This is a genomic window from Pedobacter agri PB92 (assembly GCF_000258495.1).
GTDB classification, from domain to species: domain Bacteria; phylum Bacteroidota; class Bacteroidia; order Sphingobacteriales; family Sphingobacteriaceae; genus Pedobacter; species Pedobacter agri.
In genome coordinates this window covers 1-11,564 of record NZ_AJLG01000159.1, presented here as the reverse complement: position 1 = coordinate 11,564, position 11,564 = coordinate 1, and the positions used below count along the sequence as shown (strand labels likewise).

The 11,564-nt window shown below is 37.4% G+C and carries 10 protein-coding genes and 1 pseudogene; 1 reads left to right on the top strand and 10 read right to left on the bottom strand.

All coding sequences use genetic code 11. The annotated features are described in order from the left end of the window. On the bottom strand, positions 1–1,600 hold a 1,600-nt coding region (locus ON09_RS18755), incomplete at its 3' end, for an AsmA family protein (protein ID WP_010602605.1). A 253-nt stretch (positions 1,601–1,853) separates the two neighbouring features. On the opposite strand from ON09_RS18755, the gene ON09_RS18750 reads away from it, so the two are divergent. Then, positions 1,854–3,536: an SUMF1/EgtB/PvdO family nonheme iron enzyme gene (locus ON09_RS18750; protein WP_029204460.1), complete on the top strand. Its 1,683-nt coding sequence runs from the start codon at positions 1,854–1,856 to the stop codon at positions 3,534–3,536. Between the two features lie 67 nt (positions 3,537–3,603). Here the strand turns inward: ON09_RS18750 and ON09_RS18745 are convergent, their stop codons facing one another. The 9 genes and pseudogenes from ON09_RS18745 to ON09_RS18705 form a co-directional block, all read right to left on the bottom strand. Further along, positions 3,604–4,104 carry an acetyl-CoA carboxylase biotin carboxyl carrier protein subunit gene (locus ON09_RS18745; protein ID WP_010602603.1) on the bottom strand — a complete coding sequence of 167 codons (501 nt, stop codon included), beginning with the start codon at positions 4,102–4,104 and terminating at the stop codon, positions 3,604–3,606. Between the two features lie 2 nt (positions 4,105–4,106). Beyond that, the gene (locus ON09_RS18740; RefSeq protein ID WP_010602602.1) at positions 4,107–4,826 is read right to left on the bottom strand and encodes a DUF4159 domain-containing protein; all 720 of its coding nucleotides are present in this window, start codon (positions 4,824–4,826) and stop codon (positions 4,107–4,109) included. After that, positions 4,823–5,527, bottom strand: a complete 705-nt coding sequence (locus ON09_RS18735) for a 16S rRNA (uracil(1498)-N(3))-methyltransferase (RefSeq protein ID WP_010602601.1) — start codon at positions 5,525–5,527, stop codon at positions 4,823–4,825. Before ON09_RS18735 ends, ON09_RS18740 begins: the two co-directional genes overlap by 4 nt. Before the next feature lie 8 nt (positions 5,528–5,535). Further along, positions 5,536–6,960 (bottom strand): hemolysin family protein, encoded by a 1,425-nt coding sequence (locus ON09_RS18730; RefSeq protein WP_010602600.1) that lies wholly within the window; start codon positions 6,958–6,960, stop codon positions 5,536–5,538. Beyond that, on the bottom strand, positions 6,960–7,511 hold the full coding sequence (locus tag ON09_RS18725) for an inorganic diphosphatase (protein ID WP_010602599.1): 552 nt from the start codon (positions 7,509–7,511) through the stop codon (positions 6,960–6,962). The genes ON09_RS18730 and ON09_RS18725 overlap by 1 nt, the downstream gene beginning before the upstream one ends. Positions 7,512–7,513: 2 nt before the next feature. Continuing rightward, complete coding sequence (locus ON09_RS18720) at positions 7,514–8,170, bottom strand: DedA family protein (RefSeq protein WP_010602598.1); 657 nt, start codon at positions 8,168–8,170, stop codon at positions 7,514–7,516. Between the two features lie 48 nt (positions 8,171–8,218). After that, on the bottom strand, positions 8,219–9,592 hold the full coding sequence (locus ON09_RS18715) for an NADH-quinone oxidoreductase subunit N (RefSeq protein WP_010602597.1): 1,374 nt from the start codon (positions 9,590–9,592) through the stop codon (positions 8,219–8,221). Between the two features lie 3 nt (positions 9,593–9,595). Then, positions 9,596–11,059, bottom strand: coding sequence for a complex I subunit 4 family protein (locus ON09_RS18710; protein WP_010602596.1), 1,464 nt, complete (start codon positions 11,057–11,059; stop codon positions 9,596–9,598). A gap of 20 nt (positions 11,060–11,079) precedes the next feature. After that, positions 11,080–11,564 (bottom strand): annotated as a pseudogene (locus ON09_RS18705) (NADH-quinone oxidoreductase subunit L); the annotation flags it as partial.

Sequence of the window (11,564 nt, the reverse complement as noted above, 5' to 3'; positions counted from 1 at the left end):
ACGTACACACTGCTTCATTTTTTGAAGCTGCTTTTGGCCCCATCAGTTCATTCGCATCGATTAAGCTAGCGGAAAGGTTAAAATCTCCCTGTAATGCCTGGTTCTTTTTAAAAAAGTAGCTCAAATAATTGTTAACCGATCCATTTGCTGAAAAATCACTCTTCCCCACTTTTGCGATTAAGTTACTTAGGGTAATGTTTTTAGGACTAAAGCCCATTTTTGCTGTAGGCACATTAACTGGCATAGGCACATTTTTACCGGCATAGGTGAAATTATTTGCAATCATTTGTCCTGAGGCTTTAAATGCTTCATATTGACCTTTATCTATAGATGATTTTCGACCAGCAGCCTGAACGTCAGCATCTAAAATTCCTGTTAAGGTCATATCTTTCATCGGAAAGATGCTGGTTAACTGTTTCAAATCAAGTTTGCCTTTCAATGCCATATCAACGAAAGGATCTGTGGTTGGATTTTTTAAGAGTAGTCTGCCATCTACCGGAACCGCACCAAATTCCAGATGGAATGCCGGAACATTAACAACCGTATGATCAATTACTCCATCAGGGTTATTTATATTCGATTTGACTTGAATGTTGTTAATGGCAGATGGCAGAGAAGGATATTTTATTTTGCCATTTTCGATTGAAAGGTTTACATCGAATGCCGGAAGTGAGTTTTCATTATAAGTTCCTTTGGCAGTTCCGTTCATTGCAAATTTACCTGTAGCTTGCATATCCTTAAAATTAGAAGCATAAATAGCCGGAATTAGCGAAAGAAAGTTTTTAAGTTCTGATTGTTTGGCATCAAACTTCAAATCCATCACCATATCGCTTGCATTAGGCATTGCGAGGTAACCAACGGCTGATAAGATCAATTCATTCAATTGAATTTTATTTTCTGAAAAAGTGAATTTCATCTTCTTCATGTCGATATCAAGCGGTAAGTCTGCATCAAGTGCAACCTGATTTAAATAGGGAATTCCTCCATATTTAACTGTTAACTTTTCAATGTCCGACTGGGTTTTCAGGGTAAATAAGTCTTGCGTAAAATCACCTTTGCCAGTGTGATTTACATTTTTTAATTCCATAAAGAAATTAAGTGCTGCATCATCGTAAGTGATGTTTCCTCTTTCGATCGAGTATTTTTGAAGCGCAGCTTTGAAAGTAGTTTTAGCAGTATCGGCAGAGGTTGAGCTAGAATCTTTTTTCATAATGTCCCAATTGGCCTGTCCGCTTTTTAAAACCTTCGCGTAAATTATTGGTTCACTCAAATCAATAGATTTAATTTGATAGGTTTCTCCCTTAATTACGCTTAATAAATTAACATTTAGCTGCAACTGTTTAACATTTGCCAATGTATCTTTAGCAAAACTGTCAATCCCTACAATGGTTAGGTTGTTGATTTTTATCCCCAGATTGGGGAAAGAACTCAGCAGGCTTAAGTCAAAATCAGTAAAATCTACCTTAGCTTTAACATTATTATTTATGGTTGATTTGAGTTTGGCATCGATTTCCTTTTTGAAAAACAGCGGAACGGCAACAGCGCCAGCTAAAAGTATTAAAACAATAGCGGCAACAGTTAGAGAAATTTTTTTAAGCATGGTAAAATCTTTAAAGATGATAATGTTTGGTACCCATTACTTACAATTAATGAACCAATTATATCATGCTTGTTTTTAAGATTTTAACTAAAAAATGTATTAAAAGTTTAAAAGACACAATACGTCATAAAATAATACGTTAAGGGATAAAAATATAATCAGTATTTTATTGTCACAATATTTATATATTCATTTAAATTTGTTTAATTTTATCGGTTGAATAGTCATTGGGCGACTTTCTTTAGTATCATATATGAAAAAACTTATACTATATTCTTTTACTTGTTTGTCTTTAGCTGCACTGCTTACCGCTTGTAGCTCAAAAGGTGGAAACAGCTCCAGCAAAACAGGCGTTCCTTATGCGGATAGAAAGAGCAGGAACAACCAATCGGGAGCTTTTGCCGTTGCTACGCAGTATAAAAGAGCACCTGGACCAGGACTAGTGGCGATTGAAGGTGGGGTTTTGGTTGTAGGCGGAAGCGCAATCGAAGTTCCTGGTGTAGAACCAAACATTTACAACTACAAGAGACAGGTAACAGTTCCATCTTTTTATATGGATGAAACTGAAGTATCAAATACAGATTGGTTAGAATACTTACAATGGATTAGATATAACTTTCCCGAAGATCAGGAGTTTTATTACAATGAGTTACCTGACACTTTAGTTTGGAGAAGTGCGCTTTCATACAATGAGCCATACGTTGATAACTATTTACGTCATCCGGCTTACCGTGATTACCCTGTAGTAGGTGTTTCCTGGGAGCAGGCATCTCGCTACTGCCAATGGAGAACATCGCGGGCGAATGAATTTATTTTACGTGAAAAAGGTATCTTAACAGATTACAAAACATTAGCCGGTGGAAATACAGGCCGCAATAACAACGCAGCAACTGCTGCTGCAACGCCAAGACCTGATAAGCCTTTTAATACAGATGCTTATTTGAATGGTCAGTATGATGACAAGGGTAGAAATGCTCCAATCGATTATAATACTAAAGCTGGTGCAGCGACAGGTACTGCAGGTGCTACTGCTGGTGGAAGAGGCAATAACCAACCAAGAAGAACCGCTACTTTGGAAGACGGGGTAATTATGCAGCCATATCGCTTACCAACAGAAGCAGAATGGGAATATGCTGCGTTAGGCTTAATTGGCAACACCGAATATGAAAATATCAACCAGAATAAAATTTACCCTTGGAATGGTTTAGGTGTTAGTTCAGCAAGTAAAAAAACAAGAGGTTTAATTCAGGCCAACTTCAAAAGAGCGCCTGGTGATTATATGGGTGTTGGTGGGTCATTGAATGATAAAGGTGATTTAACCGTTCCGGTGATTCAATATACGCCAAATGATTTTGGTTTATATAATATGGCTGGCAATGTAAATGAGTGGGTAAATGATGTTTACAGAACAGGAACATTTACGGATGCTGATGCCTTTAACCCTTATCGTGGTAACTATTTCGAAAATAAGAAACTCGATAACGCACAATCTGGAAAAATAGCCCTAGATAAATACGGCAATCCGATTAAAGAAAATGCTTATTCAGGCAGAAAACAAACCTGGGCCGAAAAGCAAGCACAAGCTAAACGTGCTGATTCAATTTCAAGATCAACAGATCCACAGAGTGTAACGGCATCTACCACTTATCAAGCCGATCAGAGAGGTTACCGAGACAGACAAAATCTTCTGTTAAATGAAGAAGGCGTTACCCTGATCAATGATAAATCACGCGTATATAAAGGTGGCTCATGGAATGATATGGCTTATTGGTTAAATCCTGCCACGAGACGTTTCCTATCACAAGATGAATCATCAGCAGAAATTGGTTTCCGTTGTGCCATGACCATGTTAGGTGCGCCAGAAATCAGTACCAGTGGCAAAAGAAGTTTCAAAACTCCTCCTCCAAGACCATACCGAGTGAGCAGAGGTAAATAATTAAAAAAGTCCCAATTCTCTCGAATTGGGACTTTTTCTTTTTTACAATGGTATTTGTAGAAAAGAATTATTTAAACTGTATTAAAATTTGATTCTTCTCCACCTTATCACCTTTTACAACCGCTATCTTCTTCACAATTCCATCGGTCGACGATTTTAGGATATTCTCCATTTTCATTGCTTCCAATATTAACAGGCTATCGCCTTTCTTCACTTCAGCATCTTCAGCAACCATTACGTTTAAGACCAACCCCGGCATAGGAGCCTTTATCTCGGTGATTTTATTGCTGGCTAGATTGTCTAGCCCAAGTTGCTGCAGAAGCTGATCATACTGATCTTCAACATTAACGGCATACACCGTACCGTTGACCTTGACTTGGCAAGTTTTCGCAGCTTTATCAATGGAGATTACTTCAGTATTATACGATTGATGTTTATAAAGCAAATGAGCAATGCCATTGTTTAGCTCAGCTGAATCAATAAAAATATCTTCGCCGTTTACCTTCAAATTGTTTTTTTCAATTTCAATATCGAATTGAAACTGCTCGTTAACTTTTACTTTATACATAACTATTGTGTTAAAGCGTATTGTATCAAATTCGCACCCATTCTAAGCGCTTTGTTGCGTGTTTCCTGCGTATCCTCAGGATAGGTACCAAAGTCTTCCCAGCCATTCCCTAAATCGCACTCAAAGGTGTAGTAGCACACAACTCTACCTTTAAAAATCAATGCAAAACCTTGAGGTCGCTTGTTGTCGTGTTCATGAATTTTAGGTAAACCGCCTGGAAACTTAAATTTTTGATTATAGATGGCATGATTGGCAGGCAACTCGACGAAGTTTAGTTCTGGAAAAACCTTTTTCATTTGCGGCCTGATAAATTTGTCTAAACCGTAATTGTCATCAATGTGCAGAAACCCTCCGCCAATTAGATATTGTCTTAAATTTTTCACATCCTGATCGCTGAAAACCACATTTCCATGCCCGGTCATGTAAACAAAAGGATAATTAAACAGTTCCTTTGATCCAACTTCAACAATGCTTTCCTCTGGATAAAAATTGGTTTTTAAATTGGAATTGCAGAAAGCAATCAGGTTAGGCAGCGCCGTTCGGTCAGCGTACCAGTCTCCACCTCCATTATACTTTAGTTTCGCCATGCGATAAGAGGGAACGGTAAATGAAATAAGAATAAGCAGTAAGGAACAAGGAACAAAGAAAACCGACAATGAACGCAGTCGTTTTACCAATAATGAACCTAAAACTTTCAACTTATAACGTTCAACTCTTTTCATCGGTTAAGGTAATTGATTTCAAAACAAACAGACAATGCAGCGGTTTCGGTGCGCAATCTGTTATCTCCTAAAGTTAATGGTTTAAAGCCTTTGTTCAAAGCTAAATTAACTTCTTCAGGTGTGAAATCTCCTTCGGGGCCGATAAGTACTAAATATTTTTGATGAGGAATGACAAGTTCAGAGATGTACTTTTTTCCCTGATTGTCAATACAATGAGCAATTAACTTTTCTCCTTCGATAGAAGAGTTTAAAAATTTATTAAATGGAATTGATTCATTTAATATGGGGTGATAAGCTTTAATAGACTGTTTAACTGCAGAGGTAATTACTTTGTTCAAACGATCTTCTTTCACTACTCTCCTTTCAGAACGATCGGTAATAATCGGCGTAATTTCGTCAATTCCAAGTTCTGTTGCCTTCTCTAAAAACCACTCAATTCGGTCGATATTTTTTGTAGGTGCTACCGCGATATGCAGGTAATGATTTCGCTTATGGAATTCTGTTTCTACCTTAAGAATGCTCAGGCTTACCTTCTTTGGATTATCTGATGTAATCTCTGCGGTGTAAAAACCGCCTCTTCCATCAACCAGATTAACTAAAGCGCCTACCGGCAATCTTAGTACCCTTACACAATGTTTACTCTCCTCTTCGTTAAGTGTGTAAATATTTTGAGTGATATCTGGCGTATAAAAAATATGCATTGTTGAGATTAGTGAATGTCAACCTGATCTTCTTTATTAAGAACCAATTCTAATTTAATGGTTTCGATGTTTTGTTCTGTTTTTTTAAGAATGGTGAACAGATAACCATATGACATGTTGCTCTCTCCCACCTCAGGAATACGCTCAAAAATATGCGAAACCAAGCCTCCAATGGTATCAAAGTCCTCGTCTTCAGGTAAGTCATGTGGTAAATATTCGTTCACGTCATATACGGTAGCAAATGCGTTGACGATAAATTCATTGTCAGAAACCTTTTCTACCAATGGTTTTTCCTCGTCATATTCATCCTGTATTTCACCAACTAATTCTTCCACGATATCTTCCAGCGTAACCATACCTGCCGTTCCACCGAATTCATCTAAAACAATAGCAATTTGAATGCGGTTGCTTTGCAACTCACTCATCAAATCGTTTATCTTTTTCGTCTCCGTTACGAAATACGGTTTACGAATGATATCATTAAGCGTCCAGTGCTCATTACCTGATGCTACGAGCGGTAAGATATCTTTTGCATGGATAATCCCTACAATCTTATCCATAATCTCATCATATACCGGCAAACGGGAATAACCTTCTTTAATGATTTTATCAACAACTTCTTCTTTTACCGATGTAAGTTCGATGCCGGATATCTTGGTTCGCGGAACCATAATATTTTTCACCACACGTTCATTAAAATCAAAAACGTTTTTGATTAACTCGTGCTCATTATTATCCAATGCCCCGCTTTCCTTTCCCTGATCCAATAGATACTGTAATTCTTCAGTACTGTGAAGCGATTCATGACCAGCTGAAGTATCGATGCCAAAAGGCTTTAAAATAACAGCAGCAAGACTGTTTAAAGTCCAGATGAACGGCCTAAACACAACATAAAAGATTTGTAATGGAACAGAAACAAATAATGTTGTGGCAACCGGCCTCTGAATGGCGAAAGATTTAGGAGCCAGCTCACCAAATACAATATGCATTACGGTAATTAATGAGAAGGCAACGATGGTGGATGCAGTATGGATGGTTGCATCGCTGAAGCCCCATTCAAGGCTGTCAAATAAATTTTTAAAGATGGTATGCATTACACCTTCACCAACCCAACCCAGGCCAAGTGATGCAAGTGTAATACCAAGCTGTGTAGCCGCTAAATAACCATCCAGATTATGAATGATCGTTTTAGCCATTTTACCAACGCGGCTTCCTGTTTTTGCTTTAATTTCGATTTGAGATGCACGAACTTTCACGATAGCGAACTCTGCCGCAACGAAAAATCCATTCAGTAGCACTAAAAATAATGCTAGAAATAATCGCCAACCTACTGAAGTAGTATCTGGTTCTTCTAACGCAACCAAGATTAAATTGGTGGGCAATATTGCACTTAACTCTGTATTTAAAAACAAGCAGGCCGTGGGTAAATCCATTATGCTAATTCTCTAAATGTTGTATTGTAAAGTTCTATACTTTCTTTAATTACCTTATGTGCGTAACGAACTCCTAATAAATGTTCGATGGTTACGTTTTTACCTTCTAAAGCTTTATAATCCTGAAAGAAGCGAACAATCTCTTTCATCTGGTGTGGAGGTAACTGATCTAAATCATTGATATAATTTACAGACATATCATGTGCAGCAACTGCAATGATTTTATCATCCTGCTCGCCATTATCTACCATATGCATTACACCAACAACCTTCGCTTCAATTAATGTCATTGGATAAACATCAACAGAACAAAGCACTAAGATATCTAATGGATCTTTATCATCACAATATGTTTGAGGGATAAAGCCATAGTTAGCAGGATACATTACTGATGAAAAAAGAACCCTGTCTAATTTGATTAGTCCTGATTCTTTATCTATTTCATATTTGGCTTTTGAGCCTTTTGGAATTTCAATGATTGCGTTAACTGTTTCTGGAAGGTTACTTCCTGGAGATACGCTATGCCATGCGTGGTTTTCTTCTTTTGCCATTTTTAATTTAAATCTGTCTTTTCCTCTTCAGAGCTATTCACTTTACTTTTCACAAAGGTAATCAATAAAGGGATAGTTGTGATAGCGATAAAGCCAATAATAATATATAATAAGTAATCGTTAATTTCCTTTTCAAATCTTCTGCCCAAAAAATAACCCAATAAAGTGAGCGAGCAAATCCATAGTATTGCACCAACAACATTATAAAAAGCAAATCGTTTGAAATCTAATTTTACTACGCCTGCAAAAATTGGAGCAAAGGTTCTTACGATTGGAACAAATCGCCCCATAATTAATGCAAAAGCTCCTTGTTTGTTGTAATAAGCCTCAGCAGCTTTCAAATATTTTTTTTTGAAAAAAAAACTATCTTTTCGGGTATACAATAAAGGCCCAGTCCGACGACCGAACCAATAACCTGTGAAATTACCAGATATTGCAGCAATACATAAACCTGCAAGTAAAACAGCAATGTTTACATCTAGTTTTCCCGTCGCTACAAACATGCCTGCGAGAAACAATAAATAATCGCCTGGAAGGAAGAAACCGAAAAACAGACCTGTTTCTGCGTAGATCACAAACAGAACAAGATAGAAACCGCCCTCCCTCAATAATTTTTCGGGGTCAATTAAATGTTGTAGGTTAGTCCAGAAATCCTGCATATTTCAATTATTCGTAAAACTACAAATAATTATCTAACAAGTGTATACCTATATTAGGTTTAAAATGATTGCTGGATAAATACCCAAAATTAGTGTAATAGCCACCGAAACTGCCAAAACCACTTTGTATTGAGACGGGGTTGACAATTCAACTTCTGCCCCATCTTTAAACCAAACAGCAACGATAACCTTGAAATAATAGTAGAAACCAACTAAAGCATTTAAGATTGCAAAAGCAACCAATAGCATTTTGTATTCTCCCATTACGTTCAGGAACATCAAATATTTACCAATAAAACCTGCCGTTAAGGGAATACCTGCTAATGAAAGCATCGCAACAGTAAGCGATAAGGCAACTAAAGGATTCTTCTTTCCTAAGCCATTGAAGCTTTCAAAGCTATCGCTTCCTGTTTTTTGTTTAACAAGAATTAATACCGCAAATGCGATGATTGAAGCGAATGTGTAAGCTGCGGCATAAACCAAAACACTGTTCTGAGAATTGGCACCAATTACTACTAATGAAAATAATAAGTAACCTGCATGAGAGATACTTGAATAGGCCAACATTCTTTTGAAGTTCTTTTGGAACAAAGCCGTAACGTTACCGATAAACAAAGTGATACAAACGATAACAATCAATGGTGCAACCCAGAAATCGTGAAGTGGTGCAAATGCGTCAGCAAATAATCTTAAAAACGCGGCAAAGCCAGCTGTTTTAACAACAGTACTCATAAAAGTCGTAATCAATGTTGGCGAACCCTCGTAAACATCTGGTGTCCAGAAATGGAAAGGTGCCGCACCAACCTTAAAACATAAGCCAATCATCATCAGGATCACTCCAGGATAAAAAATTGGTGAGATTGCTTTGCTGTTATCTACTAAATAAGCTTGAATTTTATCTAAATCGAATGAACCAGATGCACCGTAAATTAATGTGATACCGAATAACAAGAAGCCAGTCGAGAAAGCACCCATCAGGAAATATTTCAATGATGCCTCATTTGAAGCAAAATCTTTTTTACGAATACCCGCAAGAATATATAAACTTACCGACATGATTTCCAGCCCCACAAATAACATTGCCATGTTTTTGTATGATACCATCATAATCATCCCCGCAAGGGCAAAAAGAATTAAGGTATAATATTCGGCTACGTTATCGCTTTTAGCGTGAAAATAATTTTGTGTCAATAGGAAAATCAATAACGTTCCAACAATACAAACGCCTGAAAATGCCAAGGCAAAATTATCAGTCTGCATCATGCCGAAGTGTACAGCATTGCCATTCCACGCAGCGGCAGTAAAGCCCAAAGCAGTAAGTAAGCCAACAACAGTAAGCGGTAATAATGCTTTTTTTGCTTTAAACAAACCTGCATAAAGAACAATAAAAGCGGTTATACTAATGGTTATAATAATATTCATTGCTTATTTTACTGATGTTAATTTTTGATTTACCTGTTCTAATAAATGTTGTACAGATGCCTCTGTTAAGTGCAATAATGGTTTCGGGTAAACCCCCAGAACAATGATTAAAGCACAGATAATATAAAGAACCAATTTCTCAGTTCCCTGAATGTCGGTAAAGGTGATGGTTAATTCGTTGGTTTTTCCGAGCATCACATTTTGGTACATCCGTAACATGTAAACCGCTCCGAAAATGATGGTTAATCCTGCAATAGCTGCAGCCCAGATTCCATAATTGTAAACGCCCATTAACAATAAGAATTCTCCGATAAAACCATTTGTTCCTGGTAAAGCCACCGTCCCTAAAACGACGATTAAGAAAACAATGGCCAATTGAGGTGCCGCTTTTGCAATGCCTCCCAACTCTTCAATTTTATTGGTTTTGGTACGAGAAAAGATAATATCTAATACGAAGAACAAACCAACAACATTAATTCCGTGACTTAACATTTGAACCATCGCTCCTTGCAAACCTTGCTGATTTAAGGCAAAAATACCTGCCGAAATTAAACCAACGTGAGCAATAGAAGAATAAGCCACTAAACGTTTTGCATCTTTCTGCGTAAAAGCAATCAGCGATGCATAAACTATTCCAATGATAGACAGAATCATCGCTAAGCAAGACCAATCCTGAACACCAGCGGGAACAATTGGCAATAACCATCTGATTACGCCATAAATACCCATTTTTAGCATAATACCCGAAAGTAACATGGTTCCTTGAGTCGGCGCTGCGGTATACGTATCAGGCTGCCAGGTATGGAAAGGGAAAATCGGCATCTTAATGGCAAATGCAATGAAGAAAGCCCAGAAAATCCAACCTTGTTGTGCACTATCTAAATTCAGGGCATAGAAAGCTTGAATTTCGAAATTGTTTGCAGGGTTTTGTAAATAGAGATAAATAATCCCCATCAGCATAAACAATGAACCTGCAATCGTGTAAACGAAGAATTTCATGTTAATGCGAATTCTATCTTTTCCGCCCCAGAATGCGCAGATGAAATAAATTGGAATCAACGCCGCTTCCCATCCAATGTAAAACAAGAAAGCATCCATTGCGGTAAACACCAACAATAAGCCAGTCTGCATGAACAAAATCAATGCATAAAAAGCAGCAGGATTTTTATAATCGTGTTTATAACTTGATAAAATGATAATCGGAATTAACAAATTTGTAAGCAATACGACCAGCATGCTAATACCATCGATACCGGCATGAAAACGAATGCCCAAATCTGAAATCCATGGCAGGTTTGCTTCAAACTGCGTAGTTGCATTTGGAATGAAGTTACAGGCGATGAACAAAGCCAGGCCTAAAGAAACCACCGAAATTACGGTAGAGACTATTTTAGCCGACTTACCTGCAAACGCCGTAATAATAGCACCTGCAAGCGGAAGAAATATAAGTAGTAAAAGTTGTTCCATTATTTATTTTTGAACCCTTTTTATATGTAATAAAATGTATAAGCAAGCAATGCAATGATACCAGCGACCATCATAAATATGTAGAAACCTACATTTCCACTCTGTAACAAACGAACACCTTTACTTGCCTCGTTTGTACTCCAGCCTAAACCGTTTACAATTCCATCGATGAATTTCGTGTCGATAATTCTGTAGAAAAATCTTGAAAAAGCATCTAATGGTTTTGTAATGATGAAATCGTAAATCTCATCTAAATAGAATTTATTGTATGATAATTTTGCCAGTGCCGAACGTGGGGCCTCATCCGCAACAGGAACACGAGCACCTTTTACATATCTGGTATAAGCATACAATAAAGCTACAATTGCTGCTACCACAGATACACCCATTAACGTAAATTCCGTTGAATGACTTAATTCTAATTCATGTTGTGCAACACCTGCACCACTTAACCAGTGAGCCAGCCATTCATTTCCACCGAAAACGTGAGGAATAGTGTGTACGT